Annotated in this window: 22 protein-coding genes; 19 read left to right on the forward strand and 3 right to left on the reverse strand. The window is 71.5% G+C overall.

Features of this window, described 5'->3' with window-relative positions; genetic code table 11:
• Positions 1 to 58 precede the first annotated feature (58 nt).
• From ABD419_RS12400 to ABD419_RS12420, 5 genes are all read left to right on the forward strand, one after another.
• Positions 59 to 274 (forward strand): ubiquitin-like protein Pup, encoded by a 216-nt coding sequence (locus ABD419_RS12400; protein ID WP_091028433.1) that lies wholly within the window; start codon positions 59 to 61, stop codon positions 272 to 274.
• A gap of 196 nt (positions 275 to 470) precedes the next feature.
• Complete coding sequence (prcB, locus tag ABD419_RS12405) at positions 471 to 1,265, forward strand: proteasome subunit beta (RefSeq protein ID WP_344486700.1); 795 nt, start codon at positions 471 to 473, stop codon at positions 1,263 to 1,265.
• Positions 1,266 to 1,280: 15 nt separating this feature from the next.
• A complete protein-coding gene (gene prcA / locus ABD419_RS12410) occupies positions 1,281 to 2,078 on the forward strand; it encodes a proteasome subunit alpha (RefSeq protein WP_344486703.1) in 798 nt (265 codons plus the stop codon).
• A 171-nt stretch (positions 2,079 to 2,249) separates the two neighbouring features.
• Entirely contained in the window at positions 2,250 to 3,608 is a 1,359-nt protein-coding gene (gene pafA, locus ABD419_RS12415) for a Pup--protein ligase (protein ID WP_091045005.1), read from the forward strand.
• Between the two features lie 9 nt (positions 3,609 to 3,617).
• Positions 3,618 to 3,854 carry a hypothetical protein gene (locus ABD419_RS12420; RefSeq protein WP_344486914.1) on the forward strand — a complete coding sequence of 79 codons (237 nt, stop codon included), beginning with the start codon at positions 3,618 to 3,620 and terminating at the stop codon, positions 3,852 to 3,854.
• 86 nt (positions 3,855 to 3,940) lie between these two features.
• Here ABD419_RS12420 and ABD419_RS12425 read toward each other — a convergent pair whose 3' ends face one another.
• Positions 3,941 to 5,032: a DUF3866 family protein gene (locus ABD419_RS12425; protein WP_344486708.1), complete on the reverse strand. Its 1,092-nt coding sequence runs from the start codon at positions 5,030 to 5,032 to the stop codon at positions 3,941 to 3,943.
• Between the two features lie 151 nt (positions 5,033 to 5,183).
• Here ABD419_RS12425 and ABD419_RS12430 point away from each other — a divergent pair, with 151 nt between their 5' ends.
• From ABD419_RS12430 to tatC, 5 genes are all read left to right on the forward strand, one after another.
• Complete coding sequence (locus ABD419_RS12430; protein WP_344486711.1) at positions 5,184 to 6,161, forward strand: helix-turn-helix transcriptional regulator; 978 nt, start codon at positions 5,184 to 5,186, stop codon at positions 6,159 to 6,161.
• Between the two features lies 1 nt (position 6,162).
• Positions 6,163 to 7,098 carry a helix-turn-helix transcriptional regulator gene (locus tag ABD419_RS12435; protein WP_344486714.1) on the forward strand — a complete coding sequence of 312 codons (936 nt, stop codon included), beginning with the start codon at positions 6,163 to 6,165 and terminating at the stop codon, positions 7,096 to 7,098.
• A 30-nt stretch (positions 7,099 to 7,128) separates the two neighbouring features.
• The gene (locus ABD419_RS12440) at positions 7,129 to 7,338 is read left to right on the forward strand and encodes a hypothetical protein (RefSeq protein ID WP_344486717.1); all 210 of its coding nucleotides are present in this window, start codon (positions 7,129 to 7,131) and stop codon (positions 7,336 to 7,338) included.
• 228 nt (positions 7,339 to 7,566) lie between these two features.
• Positions 7,567 to 7,845, forward strand: a complete 279-nt coding sequence (tatA, locus tag ABD419_RS12445; RefSeq protein WP_344486720.1) for a Sec-independent protein translocase subunit TatA — start codon at positions 7,567 to 7,569, stop codon at positions 7,843 to 7,845.
• Between the two features lie 21 nt (positions 7,846 to 7,866).
• Entirely contained in the window at positions 7,867 to 8,844 is a 978-nt protein-coding gene (gene tatC / locus ABD419_RS12450; RefSeq protein ID WP_344486723.1) for a twin-arginine translocase subunit TatC, read from the forward strand.
• A gap of 77 nt (positions 8,845 to 8,921) precedes the next feature.
• On the opposite strand, the gene ABD419_RS12455 is transcribed toward tatC, so the two are convergent.
• Complete coding sequence (locus ABD419_RS12455; protein ID WP_344486725.1) at positions 8,922 to 9,656, reverse strand: HAD family hydrolase; 735 nt, start codon at positions 9,654 to 9,656, stop codon at positions 8,922 to 8,924.
• A 132-nt stretch (positions 9,657 to 9,788) separates the two neighbouring features.
• On the opposite strand from ABD419_RS12455, the gene ABD419_RS12460 reads away from it, so the two are divergent.
• Positions 9,789 to 12,515 carry a DEAD/DEAH box helicase gene (locus tag ABD419_RS12460; RefSeq protein WP_344486727.1) on the forward strand — a complete coding sequence of 909 codons (2,727 nt, stop codon included), beginning with the start codon at positions 9,789 to 9,791 and terminating at the stop codon, positions 12,513 to 12,515.
• A 60-nt stretch (positions 12,516 to 12,575) separates the two neighbouring features.
• Positions 12,576 to 12,950, forward strand: a complete 375-nt coding sequence (locus tag ABD419_RS12465; protein ID WP_344486730.1) for a VOC family protein — start codon at positions 12,576 to 12,578, stop codon at positions 12,948 to 12,950.
• A gap of 9 nt (positions 12,951 to 12,959) precedes the next feature.
• Here ABD419_RS12465 and ABD419_RS12470 read toward each other — a convergent pair whose 3' ends face one another.
• Positions 12,960 to 13,865: a 5'-3' exonuclease gene (locus ABD419_RS12470; protein ID WP_344486733.1), complete on the reverse strand. Its 906-nt coding sequence runs from the start codon at positions 13,863 to 13,865 to the stop codon at positions 12,960 to 12,962.
• A 154-nt stretch (positions 13,866 to 14,019) separates the two neighbouring features.
• On the opposite strand from ABD419_RS12470, the gene ABD419_RS12475 reads away from it, so the two are divergent.
• The 7 genes from ABD419_RS12475 (at position 14,020) to ABD419_RS12505 (ending at position 21,464) form a co-directional block, all read left to right on the forward strand.
• Positions 14,020 to 14,805: a transporter substrate-binding domain-containing protein gene (locus ABD419_RS12475; RefSeq protein ID WP_344486736.1), complete on the forward strand. Its 786-nt coding sequence runs from the start codon at positions 14,020 to 14,022 to the stop codon at positions 14,803 to 14,805.
• A 38-nt stretch (positions 14,806 to 14,843) separates the two neighbouring features.
• The gene (locus tag ABD419_RS12480) at positions 14,844 to 15,626 is read left to right on the forward strand and encodes an amino acid ABC transporter permease (protein WP_344486905.1); all 783 of its coding nucleotides are present in this window, start codon (positions 14,844 to 14,846) and stop codon (positions 15,624 to 15,626) included.
• Entirely contained in the window at positions 15,623 to 16,369 is a 747-nt protein-coding gene (locus ABD419_RS12485) for an amino acid ABC transporter ATP-binding protein (RefSeq protein ID WP_344486739.1), read from the forward strand. The genes ABD419_RS12480 and ABD419_RS12485 overlap by 4 nt, the downstream gene beginning before the upstream one ends.
• A 13-nt stretch (positions 16,370 to 16,382) precedes the next feature.
• A complete protein-coding gene (locus ABD419_RS12490) occupies positions 16,383 to 17,948 on the forward strand; it encodes an amidohydrolase (protein ID WP_344486742.1) in 1,566 nt (521 codons plus the stop codon).
• 541 nt (positions 17,949 to 18,489) lie between these two features.
• A complete protein-coding gene (gene lnt, locus ABD419_RS12495) occupies positions 18,490 to 20,142 on the forward strand; it encodes an apolipoprotein N-acyltransferase (protein WP_344486908.1) in 1,653 nt (550 codons plus the stop codon).
• A gap of 12 nt (positions 20,143 to 20,154) precedes the next feature.
• Positions 20,155 to 20,946 carry a polyprenol monophosphomannose synthase gene (locus tag ABD419_RS12500; protein ID WP_344486745.1) on the forward strand — a complete coding sequence of 264 codons (792 nt, stop codon included), beginning with the start codon at positions 20,155 to 20,157 and terminating at the stop codon, positions 20,944 to 20,946.
• Complete coding sequence (locus ABD419_RS12505) at positions 20,943 to 21,464, forward strand: FxsA family protein (protein WP_344486748.1); 522 nt, start codon at positions 20,943 to 20,945, stop codon at positions 21,462 to 21,464. The genes ABD419_RS12500 and ABD419_RS12505 overlap by 4 nt, the downstream gene beginning before the upstream one ends.

Below are 21,464 nucleotides of genomic sequence, written 5' to 3' on the forward strand. Positions count from 1 at the left end.
CGTGCTGTCGTACTCTCGCGGTACGGTTTATGCACCGTCGAGGTAGAAGGGAACAGCTATGGCAGCGAAGGACTCCGGCGGGCAGTCGCAGTCGCAGCGGTCACGGCAGGAAGCAGACGCCGAGACCACCGAGGCCGCTGTAGACCCCGAGATCGCCGAACGACACGAAGCGATCACCGAAGAAGTCGACGACCTGCTCGACGAGATCGACGAGGTCCTGGAGACCAACTCTGAGGAGTTCGTGCGCTCGTTCGTGCAGAAGGGCGGCCAGTAGCCGCACCTGCGGTCGACAGGGCACCTGGTGTGACGGCTGAGCCCGCACAAGGCTCGCAGCATCGCCAAGACCGGCGCACCGGGACCCTGGCACCGTCAGTCGCAATCTCGGCCCGAGCGTCGACAAGAATATAGAGAAACAGGGAGGTCATGTCGTGACAGGTCAAGGATTCCCAGGCAAGCTGCCGAACGCGTATATGACGGCCGGAACCTCCTCGTTCTCGGAGTTCCTCATGCAGGCGGCACCGGAACTGCTGCCGGGGCGCAGGCCCCTGCCCCCCGGCGACTTCGCCCAGATGAGCGCCCACGCCACCACGATCGTGGCGCTCAAGACGGCCGAAGGCGTCGTCATGGCGGGCGACCGGCGGGCCACGTCCGGCAACTACATCGCCAGCCGCGACATCGAGAAGGTGTTCCCCGCGGACGCCTACTCGCTCGTGGGCATGGCCGGCACCGCCGGCCTCGGCATCGAGCTCATCAAGCTCTACCAGGTCGAACTCGAACACTACGAGAAGATCGAAGGCGCCCCGCTCACCTTGAACGGCAAGGCCAACCGCCTCGCCACCATGCTGCGCGGCAACCTCGGCATGGCGATGCAGGGCCTCGCCGTCGTCCCCCTGTTCGCAGGGTTCGACAACGACGCCCCCTCCGTCGCCGAAGCCGGCAAGATCTACAGCTTCGACGTCGTCGGCGGCGTCTACGCCGAACGCGACTACGACTCCATCGGCTCCGGCTCGATCTTCGCGAAGGGCTCGCTCAAGAAGCGGTACCGGCGCGGCATCAGCACCGAGGACGCCGTCAAGGCCGCCGTCGAGGCGCTCTACGACGCCGCCGACGACGACTCCGCCACCGGCGGACCCGACCCGATCCGCGACCTCTACCCCGTCGTCATGAGCGCCACCGCGGAAGGCTCCAAGCGCGTCGACGAGGCCACCGTGGCCGAACTCGCCCGCACGGTCATCGCGGCCCGCACCGAGAACCCCTACGGATAACGAGAGGAGCCTGACATGGCCATGCAGTTCTACACCAGTCCCGAGCAGATCATGCGGGACCGGGCCGAGTTCGCCCGCAAGAACATCTCCCGCGGCCGCAACGTCGTGGTGCTCTCGTGCGCAGACGGGGTCCTCCTGGTCGCCGAGAACGTCTCCTCGGCGCTCCACAAGGTCTACGAGCTGTACGACCGCATCGGCTTCGCCGCCGTCGGCAAGTACAACGAGTTCGAGAACCTCCGCACCGCCGGCGTCCGGATGGCCGACCTGCGCGGCTACTCCTACGACCGCCGCGACGTCAACGCCGCCAGCCTCGCCAAGGCCTACGCGCAGACGCTCGGCGCGATCTTCTCCGAGCAGACCAAGCCCTTCGAGGTCGAGATCTGCGTCGCCGGCGTCGGGACGTCCCCCGACGGCGACGAACTCTATCGGCTGACCTTCGACGGCTCTATCAACGACGAGCCCGGCTACCTCGCCATGGGCGGCGCCGCCGAGCAGCTCGTCGAGGTCCTCTCCGAAGGCCACGACTCCGAGGCCCCGCTCGCCGACGCGTTCGCGCTGGCCCTGCGGGCGCTCTCCTCGGACGGCGGCAACGGCGTCCGGCGCGAGCTGACGACCGACGTCCTCGAAGTCGCGGTCCTCGAGCGGGCCCGCCCCGGCCGGGCGTTCCGGCGCATCGAGGGCCTCGCCCTCGACGCGCTCATGCCCCGCGACGAGGCCGAGCCCGACCTCGACCCGGACGAGGTCCTCGGCGACGAGCCCGAGGACGAAGCCGACACGCCGGACAAGGGCGAGCGGCCCCAGCCGAGCGAATAGGCCACGGCCCGAACCGCATTCACGAATACGAAACTCCCGCACGCAAGTGGACGGTCGCGGGGGCCCGCAGCCCCCGCGACCCCGCGAACACCGTCAACACGCCCGTCGCGGAGCGAAACCGTTCGACCGCGAGGGGTGTTCTCCTCATAAGAATCGGGGTAGGGTTTCGACATGGACAGGCGCATTTTCGGACTGGAGACCGAATACGGGGTCACTTGCACCTTCAGGGGACAGCGACGCCTGTCTCCGGACGAAGTGGCCCGGTACCTCTTCAGGCGCGTGGTCTCCTGGGGCCGCTCCTCCAACGTGTTCCTCCGCAACGGCGCCCGCCTCTACCTGGACGTGGGCTCCCACCCCGAGTACGCCACCCCCGAATGCGACTCCGTCGAGGACCTGGTCAAGCACGACCGGGCCGGCGAGCGCATCCTCGAGGGACTGATGATCGACGCGGAGAAGCGCCTCCACGACGAGGGCATCGCCGGGGACATCTACCTCTTCAAGAACAACACCGACTCCGCCGGGAACTCCTACGGCTGCCACGAGAACTACCTCGTCAGCCGCCACGGCGAGTTCGGACGCCTCGCCGAGGTCCTCATCCCGTTCCTCGTCACCCGGCAGCTCATCTGCGGCGCCGGCAAGGTCCTCCAGACCCCCCGCGGCGCCCGCTTCTGCCTGTCGCAGCGCGCCGAGCACATCTGGGAGGGCGTCTCCTCCGCGACGACCCGCTCCCGCCCGATCATCAACACCCGCGACGAGCCGCACGCCGACGCCGAGCGGTACCGCCGCCTCCATGTCATCGTCGGCGACTCCAACATCAACGAGATCACCACACTGCTGAAGATCGGCTCGGCCGACCTGGTGCTGCGGATGATCGAGACCGGCGTGACGATGCGCGACCTCACCCTGGAGAACCCGATCCGGGCCATCCGCGAGATCAGCCACGACACCACCGGGAAGCGCCTGGTGCGCCTGGCGAGCGGCCGCGAGGCGTCCGCTCTGGACATCCAGCGCGAGTACCTCGAGAAGGCCATGGACTTCGTCGACCAGCGCGGCGCCGACGCGACCACCAAGCGCGTCATCGAGCTGTGGGGCCGGGTCCTCCAGGCCGTCGAGGACGGCAACCTCGACACGATCTCCCGCGAGATCGACTGGGTCGCCAAGTACAAGCTCATCGAGCGGTACCGCGAGAAGCGCGGCCTGCCGCTCTCGAGCCCGCGCGTCGCCCAGCTCGACCTCGCGTACCACGACATCCGCCGCGGCCGCGGCCTCCACCACCTGATGGAGAAGCGCGGCGAGGCCGAGCGGATCACGCACGACGTCGAGGTCTTCGAGGCGAAGGAAGTGCCGCCGCAGACCACGCGTGCGCGCCTGCGCGGCGAGTTCATCCGCAAGGCGCAGGAGAAGCGGCGCGACTTCACCGTGGACTGGGTCCACCTGAAGCTCAACGACCAGGCGCAGCGCACGGTCCTGTGCAAGGACCCGTTCCGCTCCCGCGACGAGCGAGTGGACAAGCTCATCGCCAGCATGTGAGCATGAGTCGTGCCCGAAACCCCTGAGACCGAGACGGCCGCCGAGCGGCCGGGACGCGAGCAGGCCGGCAGGTCCGGCCTGCTCGGTTCGTTCGACCCCGTGGCCGCCGCCGAGAAGCGCAAGGCCCGCATCCGCGAGGAGATCGCCCGCAACCGGCGCGGCGAGTACACCGTGCCGACCTGGGTCCTGGCCCTCGCGCTGGCGGGGGTCTTGGGGATCTGGGCACTGGTGCTGTTCGTGCTGTAGCCGGCGCACCCTGTCGACGCGAGTGCGCTCTGGGAAAGGGCCCCCGGTTTCGACGATAGTCCGGAGGAGCTGAAGGGGAGCTGAGGTCAGTCTCGGCGCTTGGCGATCTGGGCCGCGTGGCGGCCTGCGGCGGCTTCGGCGATGAAGTAGACGCGGTCCCTGTCGAGGCCGCGGCCCATCGTGGAGAGCTTCACCGGGAGGGCCTCCATGGCCTCGGCCAGGCCCGAGCAGTCGATCTCGATCTGGCGGTGGCGCTCGGGGAGCTCGGCGAGCTGGGCGCGGATCTTCGGCTCCAGGTCCGCGGGGAGCTCGTCGGGGACCGGGATGTCGGCCGCGGCCAGCGCGACCTTCCCGTACGCGGTCATCGAGTGGTGCGAGATCCCGCGGTGGCGCTCGCGGGCGTCGCCCTCGGAGATCCGCAGCGAGGCGACCGGGCGGCCGCCGAGCACCGAGGCCGCGTTCACCGCCTCGCCCGCGGCGGTCCCGGAGAAGCCCCACACCGTGCCGGTGCCGAGGTTGCCCGGGCCCTGGGCCACGATCGCGATGTCGGCGCCGCCGACCGTGCGCGCCGCGATGAGCGCGTTGTGGATGTTCGTCGCCTCCAGGTCGCCGCCGAAGCACTGGCCCGCGGTGACGACCGTGCAGATCCGGTCCGAGAGCTGGTCGAGCTGGCGCGAGAACCACGCCGGGAGCGAACCGCCGTCGGTCATGACGTAGGCGACCTTCGCGTCGGGAGCGGTCGCGTGCACGCCCGCGAGCACCGGCGCGAGCGCCGAGTGCAGGTCGGCGACGACGACCGGCATCCCGCCGAGGTCCTCGCACCCCTCCACGGCGGCGCGGTACGGCGAGTCGTCCTCGTCGACGGCCAGGCGCATGGCCTGCATCGGCGTGTACCGGGCCTTGACGATGTGCCCCGGGCCCTCGACGTCCGCGGGGAGCCGGTCGGGGACCGCGATGACCAGCGCGTAGCCGCCGGTGCCCAGGCCCTTGGCGATGGCGTTGCAGTTGAGCAGCACCCGGTCGCCGACCTCGGGGACCCCGACGAGCTCGTCGTAGGCGAGGCCCCGGGCGGCGTACGCGTCCTCGCCCTCGCGGGCCTCGACGTCGACCTCCAGCTCGGTGCAGCCGCGCCAGCCGCCGCGCACGCCGGTGACGGTCCCGTATCGCCATCTGATCACGCCCGGACCCTACCAAAGGGGCCCCGTCCGGAGAGCGGGTGCTTGGGGGCCATGGCGAGTCGCCGTCGGGTACCGGAGCGGCCGCGGCCGCGCGGCCCGGCGGACCCGGGCGTGATGGCGGGCCGCTCAGGCGCTGGCATAGGCTGGGCGGGTGTCCAACGATCGCACTGAACGACTGGTGAACCTGGTGCTCTGCCTGCTGTCCTCGCGGCGCTTCCAGACCGCCGGCAGGATCGCCCGGACCGTGCCCGGCTACGAGCACGACACCGAGGACAAGAAGGCGCACGAGGCGTTCCAGCGCAAGTTCGAGCGCGACAAGGCCGAGCTGCGCCGCATCGGCATCCCGCTCCAGTCCGGCGTCGACTTCCTCGCCGAGGGCGAGCCCGGGTACCGGATCGCGCGCTCGGACTTCGAGCTGCCGCAGATCGAGTTCACCGACGCCGAGGCCGCCGCCGTCGCGGCCGCCGCGCGCCTGTGGCAGCAGCCCGAGCTGCAGTCCGGGAGCGCCGAGGCCCTGCTCAAGCTGCGCGCGGCCGGGATCGACGTCGAGTCGCACGCCGCGACCGCTACCGTGAAGTCCCTCCCCGGCGCCGAGGCCGCGCTGTCGCCGTTCTTCGAGGCGATCGCCGCGCGCCGCGCCGTCGTCTTCGACTACCTGGGCTCGCGCGACGAGTCCGCGCAGCAGCGCCGCATCCAGCCCTGGGGCTGCGCGGCCTGGCGCGGGCGCTGGTACGTTGCCGGGCTCGACCTCGACCGGGACGCCCAGCGGTGCTTCCGGCTCTCGCGCATCTCCGGGAAGGTCCGGCTCACCGGGCCCGAGGGCGCGTACGCGATCCCCGAGGACGTCGACGTGCTCGCGTTCGCCTCCGAGTCCGAGGCCCGCCAGCAGCCCGTCCGCGCGACGCTCCTGGTCAGGCCCAAGCGGGCGTGGGGCGTCCGCCGCCGCGCCGACCAGATCGGGCCGCGCACCTCCGAGGGCGACCAGGTCTGCTTCTCCTACACCGAGACGGCCCCCACCGCCGCCTGGCTCGCCTCGTTCGGCGCCGACGTGCTCGTGGTCGACCCGCCCGAACTGGTCAAGGAGACCGTCGCCTGCCTGCAGGCGCTCGCCGACGAGGAGGAGTCCTGACATGACCACCAACCGCCTCGCACGCCTGCTCAACCTCGTCCCGTACCTGGTCGCGCGCCCCGGCGGGGTGCCGATCACCGAGATCGCCGCCGACTTCGGCGTCGACGTCGAGCAGGTCCAGGCCGACCTGACGATGCTGTGGATGTGCGGCCTGCCCGGGTACGGCCCCGGCGACCTCATCGACATCGCCTTCGACGCCGACGCCGTGCGCGTCCTGTTCGCCGCCGGCATGGACCGGCCGGTGCGCCTGGCCGCCCACGAGGCGCTCGCGCTCTCGGTGGCCCTCCGCGTCCTCGCCGACACGCCCGGCGTCGGCGACCGCGGCGCCATCGCCTCCGCGCTCGACAAGCTCGCCGCCGCCGCGGGCGAGGCCCCCGCCGACGTGACCGTCCGCGACACCGTGACCGACCCGCAGGCCGAGAAGTACGCCGCGCTCGTCGCCTCCGGGCACGCCGCGCGCATCACGTACTACTCCGCCCACCGCGACACCACCTCCGAGCGCGTCGTCGACCCGATCGAGATCGTCGTCGCCGAAGGCCACGCCTACCTGCGCGCCTGGTGCCGCACCGCGGGGGAGATCCGCCAGTTCCGCATCGACCGGATCGACGCCTGCACCGAGCTCGACGAGCCCTCCGAGCCGCTGCGCCTGACCAACCCGCCCGCGCCGACCGCGTTCCTCGCCTCCGAGCTGCCGCGCATAGAGCTGCTGCTCGGCGCCGGCGCGAAGGGCGTCGCCGACTCGTACCCGTGCGAGGAGGTCGCCGGCGAGCCCGACGGGCGCCGCCGCGTCGTCATGCGCGTGCGCGACCTCGACTGGGCCCGCCGCTTCGTGCTCGGGCTCGGCGGCGAGGCCGAGGTCGTCGCCCCCGCCGAACTGCGCGACGCCGTCCGCGACACCGCCCGGGCCGCGCTGGCCCGATACGCCCCGGCGGCCTGACCCGGGCCCGCCACCGCTTAGACTGTCCCGATGATCTGGGCGATATCGGTCGTGCTGGCACTCGCCGGACTGGTGCTCCTCGCCGTCGCGGCGTTGCGCCTCCTCGGCGGTCTGAAACAACTGGGATACGGGCTCGAACGCGTCCAAGAACGGGCGGAACAGGCACAGGAGCTGCAAGAACGCTTGAACCTGACGTTGGCGGAAGTGCAGCGGACGACCGCGGCCCTGCCCGAGAAGTGACACCGCACAGTCGCACTCGCCACATTCTGATAAAGATCAGCGATCCCGAAGGCTCCAGTGTTGACGGAAGTGTCAAACGTCGGTCATGCTTGTCCGGCTCGACGATGTCGTAGCCGCGCTTTCCAACGGTGACCACCGGGGTGTTCCCGGTCTCAGGCTCCGTGGCGGCAGCCTCCACCGAGGCATACGATGGTTACGTCACCGACTTATATCCGGAGGGACCGAACAATGGGTGCACTGAAGCCCTGGCACATCATCATTCTCGTCGTTGTCATCCTGCTGGTGTTCGGCTCCCGGAAGCTCCCGGACATGGCCCGCGGACTGGGTCGCTCCATGCGCATCCTCAAGTCCGAGACCGAGGCCATGAAGAAGGACGGGAACAACCCGGACGAGGACGGCGACACCCGCGCCGAGCCGAAGCACACGCGCGAGCCGCTCGAGCCGCCGCAGCCGGTCAACGAGACCGTCATCGACGGCGAGTCGGTCGACCGCAAGCAGACGCGCTAACCGGACACGACCGTTACCGACATGGCGGACGAACCACCGCGGCGCCGAGGCAGACGCCAGACCAAGTTCCAGCGCGCCGCCGACGGCTCCATGACGCTCATGGAGCACCTCATGGACCTGCGGTCGCGACTGATGATCGCGGTCCTGGTCATCCTGATCGGCACCGCGCTGGGCCTCATCTTCTCGAAGCAGGCCATCGAGTTCCTCGCGCAGCCCTACTGCAACACCTCGGGCGCGAACGTCGAGGACAGCGAGCAGGTGCTGTGCAACTTCACGCTGAACTCGCCGGCCTCGCACATCGCCCTGTACCTCAAGGTCTCGCTGTACATGGGCCTGGTGGCGACCTCCCCGATCTGGCTGTACCAGCTGTGGGCGTTCATCGCCCCCGGCCTGCACCGCAACGAGCGCAAGTACGCGTACATGTTCATCGGGATCGCCGCGCCGCTGTTCCTCGGCGGCGCGCTCCTCGCGTACTTCGTGGTCAGCCACGGCATCCAGTTCATCATGGTGCTCCAAGAGGGCACCGGGTTCACGATCGCGCTGAACCTCGAGGAGTACATCAACTTCTACCTCACGGTGATGGTGGTCTTCGGGATCGGCTTCGAGTTCCCGCTGATCATGCTGATGCTCAACGTCATGGGGATCGTGACCGCGAAGCGGATGCGCGGCTGGTGGCGGATCGTGGTCGTGGTGAGCTTCATCTTCACCGCGATCTTCACCCCCACCCCCGACCCGTTCGGCATGACCGCGCTGGCGATCTGCATGCTCATCCTCTACGGGATGGCCCTGGTCGTCGCCCATCTCAACGACAAGCGCAAGGGCATCACCGACGAGGACCAGTGGGACGACGAGGAGGCCAGCGACATCGGCGCCTCCGATGACGTCGCCGCCGCGTCCACCATCGCCGCGAGCGGGCTCGACGACGAGGACTACCCGGCCGAGAACGAGCGGCGCAACCGCCTCGGCCGACGCGTCGACGGCTACGACGACATCACCTGAGTCCGGTCGGGACGAAGGCAGAGCTGAAGGAAGGGCCCCGATGCACCGCATCGGGGCCCTTCCCGCGTCTTCAGGACCTAGCAGCCGCGGACCAGCCGCAGCACCGCGTCCAGCCCCACCGACCGGCCCGCCTCGGCGTGCGGCACCAGGTAGCAGCGCGCCCCGATCCGGGCCGCGCCCGCGTCGGCCATCGTGTCGCCGACCATGAGCACCCGGCCCGGCTCCACGTCGAGCGCATGGCACGCGGAGTAGAAGATCTTCTCGTCCGGCTTGCAGTAGCCGACCTCGTACGACAGCACCCACGCGTCGATGAACCGGTCGATGCCCAAGCGCCGCAGGATCGGGCGCGCGTCGAAGCCGATGTTGGACACCAGCGCGATCGGGAACCCCTGCGCCTTCAGCGACACCAGCGTCGAGAACGTGTCGGCGAACGCCACCCACCCCTCGGGGGAGGCGAGCCGGTCGTACAGCGCCTCCGCGAGGCCCTCGAACACGCCGTGCGCCTGCGCCGCGAGCTCGGTGAACGCCTCGCGGTGGGCGTCCTCGTCGAGGTCGCGGTCGGCCCACGCCTCCGCGAAGTGGGGACGCACCCGGGGCTCCATGCCCGAACCGAGCCACCCCTGCGCGCCGATGGCGTCGGCCAGGGCGGTCACCGAGAGCGGTGAGAGCTGCCTCCCGCAGGCCTCGGCCGCCAGTGCGACCGATCTGGTCAGCGGCTCGAGCTGCGCCAAGGTGCCGTGGAAGTCGAACAGGACCGCGTCGACCCCTCCGCGTCCCGCATCGTCGTCTCCTGGTGAGGAATCACGGTGCACATCCGGGACGATACCCGGCCGTGTAGGCGTCGTCACAGCCGGGTGCGCCAGCGTGTTGCCGGGATGCGCTTGTCGGGCCCGTGGGCATTTATGACTCGCAAGCGTCGTCGCGGCTGGACTAGTGTTGAGGCCATGGTTAACGCCGACGTGCACTACGCCGACGACCGCTCCCCGGCCGAACGCCACGCCGCCGCCCAGGCGCGCCGGCAGTGGCCCGAGCTGGCGGCTTTCGCGGGAGACTACCCGTTCGAACTCGACGACTTCCAGGTCGAGGCCTGCCGCGTCCTCGAATCGGGCCACGGCGTGCTCGTCTGCGCCCCGACCGGCGCCGGCAAGACCGTCGTCGGCGAGTTCGCCGTCCACCTGGCGCTGGCCGAGGGCCGGAAGTGCTTCTACACCACGCCCATCAAGGCGCTGTCGAACCAGAAGTACAACGACCTCGTCGACGCCCACGGCGCCGAGAACGTCGGACTGCTGACCGGCGACACCGTCATCAACGGCGAGGCCCCGATCGTCATCATGACGACCGAGGTCCTGCGCAACATGATCTACGCGGGCTCGCCCACCCTCAACGGACTGCGGTACGTGGTCATGGACGAGGTGCACTACCTCGCCGACCGCTTCCGCGGCGCCGTCTGGGAGGAGATCATCATCGAACTCCCGCAGGAGGTCCGCGTCGTCTCGCTGTCGGCGACGGTCTCCAACGCCGAGGAGTTCGGCGACTGGCTCAAGAGCGTCCGCGGCTCCACCGAGGTCGTCGTCTCCGAGACCCGCCCGGTCCCGCTGTGGCAGCACATGATGATCGGCGGCGCCCTGCTCGACCTGTTCGAGCCCGACGGCGACTTCGTCTCCAAGGAGCTGCTCAAGAAGGACGCCCGCATGCGCGAGCGCGGCGAGCGCTCCGGCGGCGGCCGCCGCCGCGGACGGCCCCATGTGGACCGCGGCCGCGTCGTCTCCCGCCTCGACCAGGCCGCCCTCCTCCCGGCGATCTACTTCATCTTCTCGCGCGCCGGCTGCGACGCCGCCGTCGACGAGTGCGTGCGCGCGGGCCTGCGGCTCACCGACGGGCGCGAGCGCGACGAGATCGTCGACTACGCCACGGCCTCCGTCGCCCACATCGACCCCGCCGACCTCGACGCCGTCGGCTTCGACCGGTGGCTCGCCGGGCTCGCCGCCGGCATCGCCGCCCACCACGCCGGACTCCTCCCGGTGTTCAAGGAGGTCGTCGAGAAGCTCTTCGAGCGCGGCATGCTCAAGGCCGTGTTCGCCACCGAGACGCTCGCGCTCGGCATCAACATGCCCGCGCGGTCGGTGGTCCTGGAGCGGCTCATCAAGTACGACGGCTCCGACCACGTCATGCTCACCCCCGGTCAGTACACGCAGCTGACCGGCCGCGCCGGGCGGCGCGGCATCGACGTCGAGGGCCACGCGGTCACCGTGTGGGCCGAGGACGTGCGGCCCAAGGAGCTCGCGGGCCTGGCGTCCAAGCGCACCTACCCGCTGAACTCCTCGTTCGCGCCCTCGTACAACATGGCCGTCAACCTCATCGGCGCCGCCGGAGTCGCACGCGCCCAAGAGGTCCTGGCCTCCTCCTTCGCACAGTTCCAATCGGACTCCGAGGCCGTCCACATCGCCGAGCAGGCCCGCTCCCTCGGCCGCCGCGCTGCCGACGCCGCCAAGGGCGCCGAGTGCCACAAGGGCGACTTCCTCGCCTACTTCGAACTGACGCACCAGCTCTCGCAGGCCGAGCGCACCAACCAGAAGCGCCGCAGGGGCGCCCTGCGCGACGAGGCCCGGACCAACCTGGAGGAGCTCCGCGGCGGCGACGTCGTCTGGATCTCCCGCGGCAAGCACACCGGCTGGGCCGTGTTCCTGCGGCCCACCGGCGGCTCGCGCCACCACGACCCCCGCTGGGCCGTGCTCACCGCCGACGGCTGGGCCGGCACCGTGGAGACCGCGGTGTTCGACGGCGGCCTCGAAGTCGTCGCCAAGCTCCGCATGCCCAAGCGCTTCGACCGCCGTGACCCCAAGTCCCGCAACGACCTCGCTTCCAGCCTGCGCGAGGCCACCCGGGACCGGTCCCGCCCGACCCGCCGCGGCGGCGCCGCCGAGACTCCCGAGATCGCGCGCCTGCGCGAGGAGGTCAAGCACCACCCGTGCCGCACCTGCCCCGACGCCGGGCAGCACACGGTCCACGCGTCCCGCTGGTCGCGCCTCAAGCGCGAGGAGGAGACGCTGCGGCACCGCTCCGAGCGCCGCGAGCACTCCCTCGCCCGCCAGTTCACGGCCGTGCGCGAGGTCCTCACCGAGTTCGGGTACCTCGAAGGCGAGACCGTCACCGAGTCCGGGCGGCTGCTGCGGAACCTGTTCGTGGAGACCGACCTGCTCGTCGCCCAGTGCCTGCGCGACGGCATCTGGGAGGGCCTGGAGCCGGCCGCGCTCGCCGCCGTCGCCTCCACCGTGATCTACGAGTCCCGCTTCGAGGAGGACGAGTTCTTCGTGGCCGTCCCCGGCCAGATCACCGAGCACGTCGCCAAGACCACGCGCCGCTGGGAGGCCATCCGCCGCTCCGAGAACCAGCGCGGCCTCTCCCTGATCTCGCGCCCGCAGATGGGCCTGGCCTGGCCGATCTACCGCTGGACCAAGGGCGAGGAGCTGTCGAAGGCCCTCGCCGCGGCCGACGGCCCCTGGCCGATGCCCGGCGGCGACTTCGTCCGCTGGGCCCGCCGCACCGCCGACCTGCTGCACCAGATGGGCACGGCCGCCCGCTTCCTCGGCACCGAGTCCTCGAACAAGCTCGCCGACGCCGCCTTCGAAGCGGTCGACGCGATCCGCCGCGGCGTCGTCGCCGACGTCTAGCCCGCCCCCGGCCCGGCCGCCCGTGCGGCCGGGCCGCACTGCGCCGGAAGGGACCCCGCCGTGCACCGCAGCCGCGTCTCCACGATCCTCATCGACACGCCCGACGCCGACGCGGCCGCCGCGTTCTGGTCGGGGGCCCTCGGCGTGCCGGCCGCGCCCGTCCCCGGCGAGCCGCAGTTCACGAGCCTGCCCGGCGGGATCGCCGGCCTGGTGACGGCCGTGCAGCGCATCGACGGCGAGCCGCGGCTCCACCTCGACATGGAGACCGACGACCTCGACGCCGAGACCGCGCGCCTCGTCGCGCTCGGTGCCGTGGAGCTCTCGCGCTGGCTCGACTGCCGGACCCTGCGCGCACCGGGCGGGCACCTCGTGTGCGTCATCCCGGTCCACTCCGACCCCGCGGAGTTCGCGGCCGCCGCGACCGTCTGGGAGTAGCGGCCCGCCTCAGCCCGCGACGGGCGCGATCGCCTCCTGGAAGCGCTTGATCGCCGAGCCGACGTTCCACTCCTCCGCGAGCGCCTCGACGGACGCGGGGTCCTTCCACGCGGTCGGGATCGCGGCGTCGACGACGGGGACGTCGACGTCGGCGGCGACCGTGGAGGTCTTCACGGCGCGGTCGAGGTAGTCCGCGGCATCGGTGATCGAGGCGCGCTGGCGGGCGGGGAGGTCCGAGGCGGGGTCGGCGGCGGCGGCCTTGAGGCCCGCGATGCCGCCGTAGGCGTTCACCAGGGACACGGCGGTCTTCGCGCCGATGCCCTTGACGCCGGGGAGGCCGTCGGAGGGGTCGCCGCGCAGGACCGCGAAGTCGACGTAGTGGCCGGGGCCGACGCCGAACTTCGTCGCCACCGCCTCGCCGTCGAACAGCTCCGCCTTCGAGATGCCCTTCGCGAGGTACACGACCTTGCGGTCGCGCTCGTCGTCGACGAGCTGGAACAGGTCGCGGTCGCCGGTGACGACCAGAGCCGGCTCGGCGGTGCGGGAGGCGAGCGTCGCGATCACGTCGTCGGCCTCGTAGTCGGGGTGCGCCGCCGTCGCCACCCCGAGCGCAGGCAGGAGCGCTTCGATGGCCGCCACCTGGTCGTCGAGGCCCTCGGGCGTGTCCTCGCCGCCGTCGGCGAGCGCCCGGTCGGCCTTGTAACCCGGCATGAGGTCCAGGCGCCACTGCGGGCGCCAGTTCCCCTCCAGGCAGCAGACCACGCCGGTGGGGGAGAAGCGCTTGGAGAGGACCGCGAGGCCGTCGAAGAAGCCGCGCACCGCGCCCGAGCGCCGCCCGTCGGGCGCCTTGATCGAGGAGGGGAGCCCGTAGTAGGCGCGGTACCACAGGGACGCGGCGTCGATGAGCATCAGCATCGGACCACTCTCTCACGCGGAGGCGACACCGCGCGTGATCGGCGATCGACCGGCCCGAACTGCGAAACCTGCCACATTACGGCCCAGGTGGCACAAGTATGGGAGGGTCCGGCCGGAAAGATCAGCGCGAACGCAAACTATGAGGAGCCTTCAGGTGAACATCTACACCCGCCGCGCCGCGGCCGCCCTGGCCCTGATCGGGACCGGGCTCGCCGCTGCCGCCTGCTCGTCCGGAGCCGAGGACGACTCCACGCTGACCGTGTGCACGAACGTGCCGTTCGAGCCCTTCGAGTTCTCCGAGGACGGCGAGTACGCCGGCTTCGACATCGACCTCATGAACCTGCTGGCCGAGCGCCTCGACCAGTCCGTCGAGGTCGTCGAGATCAGCTTCGACTCGATCTCCTCGGGCGAGGCCCTGAACGCCGGCACCTGCGACATCGCCGCCGCCGGGCTCTCCATCACCGAGGAGCGCCAGGCCGCCATGGGCATGTCCCAGGCCTACTACCGCGCCGACCAGGCGCTCGTGGTGCCGGCCGGCTCGGACGTCGCGACCCTGGACGACCTCGACGGCCTCCAGGTCGCCGTCCAGTCCGGCTCCACCGGCGAGGCCTACGCCAACGACAACGCCGAGCAGTACGGCTACGAGGTCGTCGCCTTCGAGTCCATGGGCGACATCGCCTCCGCGCTCACCGCCGGGAGCGTCCAGGCGTCCATCGCCGACCTCGCCACCTGGAACGAGATGATCGAGACCGCGACCGACCTCGCGCTCGTGCAGACCATCGAGACCGCCGAGCACTACGGCTTCGCCGTCCAGAAGGACGACACCGAGCTCCTTGACGAGGTCAACGCCATGCTCGACGAGATCTTCGCCGACGGCACCTACGCCGAGCTGTACGAGCAGTGGATCGGCGAGCCCTACACCGGGAACCTCGACCAGTAGTGGACACCGCCTCCGAAGCCGCGCCCGCCCGCGGCCGCATGACGGCGCGGCGGCGGCGGCGACTGGTGCGCGGCGTCCAGTACGCCGTCATCGCCGTCGTCGTCGCCCTGCTCGCCGCCGTCGCCGACTGGGACCGGATCGCCCAGTCCTTCCTCCAGTTCGACATCGCGGCCGACATGTTCCCGGCCGTGTGGATCCCGTTCTGGAACACGATCGTCTACACGGTCCTCGCGTTCGTCTTCGGCATGGTCGTCGGCGTCCCGATCGCGCTCATGCGCGTCTCGACCTTCGCCCCCTACCGCTGGTTCGCGACCGCGTACGTCGAGGTCTTCCGCGGCCTGCCCGCGCTCCTCGTGCTGTTCCTCGTCGGCTTCGGCGTCCCCCAGGCGTTCCCGGGCATCCAGTACCCCGGCGGCGTCTACGGCCAGGTCGCCATCGGCCTCGGCCTCACCTCCTCGGCGTACATCGCCGAGAGCGTGCGCGCCGGCATCCAGGCCGTCCCCAAGGGCCAGGTCGAGGCCTCCCGCTCCCTCGGCATGAGCCACACCCGCACCATGGTCACCGTGGTCCTCCCGCAGGCGCTGCGGATCGTCGTGCCCCCGCTGACGAACGAGCTCGTCATGCTCACCAAGGACTCCTCGCTCGTCTTCGTCCTCGGCGTCACGGCATCCACGATGGAGCTGTCGAAGTTCGCCCGCAACGAGCTCACCGACACCGCCAACGCCACCCCGCTGCTCGTCGGCGGCCTGCTCTACCTGCTCCTGACGATCCCCCTGGGCCTGCTCGCCCGCCGCCTCGAGAACCGGGAGGACCAGCGATGACCGACCCGATCGTCCGGATCAGCGGACTCCGCAAGCGCTTCGGCGACAACGAGGTCCTGCGCGGCATCGACCTGGAGATCGCCGAAGGCGAGGTCGTGTGCCTCATCGGGCCCTCCGGGTCCGGCAAGTCCACGCTCCTGCGCTGCGTCAACCTCCTGGAGGAGCCCACCGAGGGCGCCATCACCGCCGCCGGCCACGACATGACCGGCCCCGACGCCGACCTCGACCTCGCCCGCCGCGACATCGGCATGGTGTTCCAGCACTTCAACCTGTTCAGCCACATGACGATCCTCGACAACCTCGTCGTCCCGCAGCAGCGCGTGTGCAAGCTCCCCAAGGCCGAGGCGGTCGCCGAGGCCCGGCGCCTCCTCGCCCAGGTCGGCATCGAAGGCAAGGAGCGGGCCAAGCCCGCGCAGCTGTCCGGCGGGCAGCAGCAGCGCGTCGCCATCGCCCGCGCCCTCGCCGTCAAGCCCCGGCTCATGCTCTTCGACGAGCCCACCAGCGCCCTCGACCCCGAGATCGTCGGCGAGGTCCTGGCGGTCATGAAGGGCCTCGCCGCCGAAGGTATGACGATGCTCGTGGTCACCCACGAGATGGCCTTCGCCCGCGAGGTCGCCGACCGGGTCCTGTTCCTCGACGGCGGCGTCATCGTCGAGCAGGGACCGCCCGCCGAAGTCCTCACGGACCCCAAGACCGAGCGGGCGCGCACCTTCCTCCACCGCGTCCTGCACCCGGCCGACTGACATCATTGGAGGCATGAGCCTCCTCGAGAACACCGAGCGGACCGCCCGTCGCGAACGCACACTCTGGCGCGGCGGGCGGGTCGTGAGCCCGACCCATCCGGCCGCGACCGCCCTGCTCACCGACGGCGACAGGATCGCCTGGATCGGCGACGACACCGACGCGCCCGCCGCCGACGCCACCGTCGACCTCGAAGGGGCCCTGGTGACCCCGGCGTTCGTGGACTCCCACGTCCACCTCACCGGCACCGGGGCCTCGCTCACCGGCCTCCACCTCGCCGGGCTGCCCTCCGCGGCCGCCGTGCTCGACCGCGTCGCCGCGTACGCGGCCGCGCTCCCGGCCGACGCGATCGTCCTCGCCCACGGCTGGGACGAGACCGCCTGGGACGACGCCGCGCCCCCGGACGCCGAGTCCCTCGGCAACGCCGCCGGAGGCCGCCTCGCGTACCTCTCGCGCACCTGCGGCCACATCGGTGTCGCCGGCCCCCGCCTCCTCGCCGAGCACCCCGAGCTCGCCGCCCTCGACGGCCACGACCCGTCCGGGCTCCTCACCCGCGCCGCCCACCGGGCCGCGCGCGCCACCGTCAACGCCGCCGTCCCCGTCTCCCAGCGCCTCGACGCCGCCCGGGCCGGCCTCGCCCACGCCGCGGGCCTCGGCATCGCCGCGCTCGCCGAGATGGCGATCCCCAACGACGCCGACCCGCTCACCGAGGCCGAGTTCTCCGGCCTCGTCGCCCTCGGCCGCGAACCCGGCAACCCCGCCGTCTACGGCTGGTGGGGCGAGCTCGGCGCCGCCGAGAAGGCCCGCGACCTCGGCGCCCACGGCGCCGGCGGCGACCTCTCCGCCGACGGCTCCCTCGGCGCCCGCACCGCGTACCTGCGCACCCCCTACGCCGACGAGGACACCCTCGGCGCCGAATACCTGACCGCCGACGACGTCGCCGCGCACCTGCGATCCGCCCACCGCGCCGGCCTGCCCGCCGCCTTCCACGCCATCGGCGACGGGGCCGTCGCCAACGTCCTCGCCGGCCTCGACGCCGTCGAGCGCGAACTCGGCCTCGACGCGATCCGGCACGCCCGGCACCGCATCGAGCACGCCGAACTCCTCGACGCGCCGCTCATCGCCCGCATGGTCCACCACGGCGTGCACGCCTCCGTCCAGCCCGCGTTCGACGCCGCCTGGGGCGGGCCCGCCGGGATGTACGCGGCCCGGCTCGGCCGCGAGCGCGCGCTGGCGGCCAACCCGTTCTCCCGGCTCGCGGGCGTCGGCGTGCCGCTCGCCTTCGGATCGGACTCACCGGTGACCGCACTGGACCCGTGGGGCGGCGTGAGGGCCGCCGTGCGCCACCGGAACCCCGTGTCCCGCCTCCCGATGGCCGCGGCCTTCACGGCGGCCACCAGGGGCGGCTGGAGGGCCCTGGGGATCGACGACGCCGGGTCGCTCGTGCCGAACACCCGCGCCAATTTCACAGTGTGGGACCTCACCGCGGGCCGCCTCCCCGACTTGAGTGATCCCTCAGTCCCCGACCCGACGTGCAATCTCACAGTGGCCGCCGGGACGCGCGTGCACACGCGTGCCTGACCTGGCCCTGCGCGCGCGGCGGCACTGACGCGAGAAAAATTGCTGGGCCAAAATTCCGACCCGGTCGACGCCCTCGGCGCTGTTTGGCTTACGGTGGTCTGGTCCTCGGCGGAAGACCTGAAACGGTGGCCCGCCGAACGTCGGGGGCGACTCGACTTGCTTTGCTCCCACGCAGACTGGACAAGGTGGCAGCGCGGCCGCACTGTCACCGGCGGCCAGGTCCAGATCGCGGGGGTCGGCGGAGGAAGGCGGGCCGGTCGCCGGTGGTGGACCCGCGGCGGATGCAGGTGATCCCTAGACAACAGCTCGTAGACGCTCAGCCAGACGGGTGCGAGTTGGTCCGAAGATCACCAGTGAACGCGGCAGGGGACACCGGCCGTACAGGGACTGGGAGAAACCCGTGCGAGGGGCGCAGCCGGACACAGCTGCGCCCCTTTGCCGTCCCCGCAGTACGCTTAGAGCCCCCACCGGTCCGCGAGGAGTCCTCGCGGCGCGTGGGTCCCGGCCAGCGCACGAGCGAGGAGCGCCCTACTTGAGCACCGTGATCGACGACGACCGCGACGCGCCCCCGGCCGGGGACGACCCCGCGCCGAAGCCGCACCGCCGCCTCGCGCTCCTCGTCGCCTCGCCGCTGGGCCGCCGCCTCAGCCTCCCCGCCGCGCTCGTCCTCGCCGTCGCCTCCGGCCTGCTCGCCGTCCTCGCGTTCCCGCCCTACGGCGCCTGGCCCCTCGCGGCCGTCTCCGTCGCCGGGTTCGGCGCGGCCGTCCACCGCCGCCGCATGCGCGGCGGCCTCGGCATCGGCTTCGTCTACGGCATGGCGTTCTTCCTGCCGCTCCTGGCCTGGTCCTCGACGCAGGTCGGCCAGTGGCCCTGGCTGTTCCTCTCCGCGCTCGAAGCGCTCGGCACCGGCGTCCTCGGCGCCGGCCTCGCCGTCTGCTCGCGCCTGATCGACCTCCACCGCTGGACCTGGGCCCCGCTCACCGGCGTCGCCTGGGTCGCCCAGGAGGCCCTGCGCGACCGCCAGCCCTTCGGCGGCTTCCCCTGGGCCCGCCTCGCCTTCTCGCAGGCCGACGCGCCCACCGCGGCCGCCGCCTGGCTCGGCGGCGCGCCCCTGCTCAGCTTCGTCGTCGCGCTCTCCGGCGGGTTCCTCCTCGCTGCGGGCTACGCGGTCGCCACCCGGCGGCTCGCCGGGCTCCGCAAGGCCGCCGCCTTCACCGCGGCCGCCGCCGTTGCCACGATCGCCCCGCTCGCGCTCCCGACCGGCTCGACCGCGCCCGCCGGCGACACCGTCAACGTCGCCGTCGTCCAGGGCAACGTCCCCCGCCTGGGCCTGGGCTTCAACGAGCAGCGCCGCGCCGTGCTCGACAACCACGTGCAGGCCACGCTCGACCTCGCCGACGCCGTGAACGAGGGCCGCGCCGAGCGCCCCGACCTCGTCGTCTGGCCCGAGAACGCCTCCGACATCGACCCGATCGAGAACCAGGACGCGTACGACGAGATCAGCCTCGCCGCGGCCGCCATCGGCGCGCCGATCGTCCTCGGCGGCATCGTCCACAACGACGACGGCACCGTCTCCAACATGAGCATCGTGTGGGACCCCGAGGACGGCCCGGTGTACATGTACGCCAAGCGCCACCCGGTGCCCTTCGCCGAGTACGTGCCCTACAAGGACTTCTTCTCCACCCTCGCCGGGTGGATCGACCCGCGCATGGCCGAGGGCCTCGACAGCGTCGCCGGCTTCGCCGCCGGCACCGGAGAGGGCGTCATCCCCGTGGGTGACACCGACATCTCCGGGCTCATCTGCTTCGAGATCGCCTTCGACGCCGAGACCCGCGACTCCGTCCTGGCCGGCGCCCAGCTCATGGTCGTCCAGACCAACAACGCCACCTTCGACACGAAGGAGGCGCAGCAGCAGCTCGCGATGGTGCAGATCCGCTCGATCGAGCACGGCCGCGACGGCCTCATGGCCTCCACCGTCGGCGTCTCGGCCTTCACCGACCACACCGGAGCGGTGTCCCAGGCGACCGAGTTCAACACCGCCGCCGTCATCCAATCGGATCTGACGCTCTCCGACGCCTCGACTCCCGCCACCGCAATGGGTATCCTGCCTGAAGCGGTCCTCACCGGAGCGGCACTGGTGGCCCTGGCCTGCGCAATCGCCATCAACATCCGGCACCGCCGCAGCCAGACCTAGAAAGCCGACGACATGAGTCGAACTCCGGACCGGAACGTCCCCGGCAGCGATGTCGGTCCGGCCATTGTGGCCATACCCACCTACAACGAGCGCGACAACATCGAGACCGCCGTCGCCGCGGCCCTGGAGGGCTGCCCCGGCATCGACGTGCTCATCGTGGACGACAACTCGCCCGACGGCACCGGCGACCTCGCCGACGCCCTCGCCGACGCCCACGACCGCGTCAGCGTCCTCCACCGGCCCGAGAAACAGGGCCTCGGCGCGGCCTACCTCGCCGCCTTCGCCTGGGCCGCCGAGCGCGGCTACCGCATCGTCGTCGAGATGGACGCCGACGGCTCCCACGACCCGGCCGACCTGCCCCGCCTCCTCGCCGCCATCGACGAGGGCGCCGACCTGTCGCTCGGGTCGCGCTACATCCCCGGCGGATCGGTCCGCAACTGGGCCTTCCACCGGCTCGCGCTCTCGCGCTGCGCCGGGATCTACACCCGCGCCATGCTCGGCCTGAAGGTCCAGGACGTCACGGCCGGATACCGCGCCTACCGCCTCGACTCGCTCCAGAAGCTCCAGCTCGACACCGTCAACTCCGTCGGCTACTGCTTCCAGATCGACCTCACCTGGCGCGCGGTCAAGGCGGGCTTCACCATCCGCGAGGTCCCGATCGTCTTCACCGAGCGCCGCGCCGGCGCCTCGAAGATGAGCGGCGCCATCACAGTCGAGGCCCTCTGGAACGTGACCCGGTGGGGCTTCGCCCACCGCGCACGGCAACTGCGGCAGCGCTTCTCGCGTGGCAGAATCGAAGAGTGACGCACCAGCAGCCGACACCGGCACCCAAGCGCGCCCCGTTCGCACTCAGGGCCGCGCTGGCGGTGTGGGTCGTCTCGGAGGCCGCCGCCTTCTTCGGGCTCGTGTACCTCATCGGGATCGGCTACACGCTGATGATCTTCATCGGCACGACGTTCCTCGGCATCGCGCTCGTCCAGTACGTAGGCGCGAAGTCGTTCCGGGCCGCCCGCGACTACCTCAACTCCGGCGGCGACCCCTCGCGAGAGCTGCCGAACGGGTACGCGCTCGCGGGCGCGTTCTGCCTGATCATCCCGGGTTTCGTCACCGACCTCGCCGGGCTGCTCCTGCTGTTCCCGCCGACCCGGTTCGTCTTCCGGGGCCTGGGCCGGTGGATCGCCGCCCGGACCCCGGTGATGCGCTTCGGCGGCGACGTCATCGACGGGGAGGTCGTCGACGAGCGCGTCTACGACGCGGACTTCCCCGACGACGAGCCCCGGAAGTACGACAACGGACCCCGGTCGATCGACCAGGGTCCGTGA

It is taken from the genome of Glycomyces endophyticus, from assembly GCF_039531525.1.
Taxonomy (GTDB): domain Bacteria; phylum Actinomycetota; class Actinomycetes; order Mycobacteriales; family Micromonosporaceae; genus Glycomyces; species Glycomyces endophyticus.